General features: G+C 49.3%; 1 protein-coding gene. It reads left to right on the plus strand.

The genetic code is table 11. The annotated features are described in order from the left end of the window. Positions 1–506 precede the first annotated feature (506 nt). On the plus strand, positions 507–1,456 hold a 950-nt coding region (locus tag G465_RS0112790; RefSeq protein WP_022654818.1), incomplete at its 3' end, for a P-loop NTPase family protein.

A 1,456-nucleotide genomic window follows, 5' to 3' on the forward strand; every position in this document is an offset into this window, starting at 1 on the left:
GTGATGATTGATATTCAAAGATAATCTGAAGAATACAAACCATCACACTAGGACGCCTTCAGCGTCCGCGCTCTTGACCTCAGGCTGAACCCCGAAGCTTTCCACGCATTGGGTAATGTGGGATTACAACACCGACATCATTACGGCACGGGAAGAGGGGTTAGAAGAAGGCATGAAAATATTTCTCCGCAGCATAATCGAAACAAGGTTTGGTCAGCCATTCGTTAGCGCAGACACAACACTTAGAAGATATTTTTGATATTTGACCCCCTCACACCTCCTCCTGAAATTAGGGGGGGGGCTGGGTAAACCAAAGCACAGTGCTATACGGCGGATAAGCGTAGCGCATCCACCAAACACCAATCTCGATATGTAGTGCCCACCATTTTAATTTGCCTGCTTCATGTTTGTTTTGGGTGGATGCACTGCGTTTATCCACCCTACTACTATCTCACAGAAGACTTGGTGTTAAAGTAGCCAGATATGGATTACCAAGAATCAGCCAGATGACGATTGAAAAATTTTTCAATAATGCCGGGCCATCGGTCGCCGATCAACACTATATGCTCGATCCACTCAAGCGAATTGATATTGATGAAGTCGAGGCGATGATTCGTCAACAGCGTTATTTTGTGCTCCACGCCCCGCGCCAAACCGGTAAAACCACCGCCCTATTAGCGTTGATGAATCATTTAAATGCCAAGGGTGAATACCGTGCCTTGTATACCAATATCGAGGGGGCGCAGGCGGTCCGTGGCGATATGCCAGCCGGTGTCGATGCAATATGTTCGGCGTTAGCACGTTCGACTGCCTTGTATTTACAAGATGATTGGATGGTGAAATGGTTAGCGGGTGCAGGAAGGGAAATTGCCGCAGCTGATCGAATTACCGGTATGTTGGCAGGCTTTTCCTTGCAAAGCCCGCGCCCGATTGTGCTGTTGTTGGATGAAGTAGATTCGTTAGTCGGCGATACCCTTATTTCATTGCTGCGGCAGATCCGCGCTGGATATGCTCAGCGTCCATTAGCTTTTCCGCAAACAGTGATTTTATGTGGGGTGCGAGATGTGCGGGATTACCGTATTCACACCGGACACAATGAAATCATCACCGGTGGTTCAGCGTTTAATATCAAAAGTGCTTCTTTGCGGATGGGGAATTTCAGCCGAGAAGAAACCATTGCTCTATGGCAACAACACCAAACCGCCACCGGTCAATGTTTTGACCCTGCGATTTGGGATGAGTTATGGCAAGACACCGAGGGTCAGCCGTGGTTGGTGAATGCGCTAGGCCATGAATGCACTTGGTGTGATCGATCCGCCCGTGATCGAACCGTGCCGATTACCCTCGACCGTTATAAAGCGGCCCGAGAGCGGTTGATCTATAGCCGAACCACTCACCTGGATCAGTTGACGGATAAGTTGCAAGAGCCACGGGTGAAGCGGGTGGTGGTGGCGTT

The organism is Aquaspirillum serpens DSM 68 (genome assembly GCF_000420525.1).
GTDB classification, from domain to species: Bacteria; Pseudomonadota; Gammaproteobacteria; order Burkholderiales; family Aquaspirillaceae; genus Aquaspirillum; species Aquaspirillum serpens.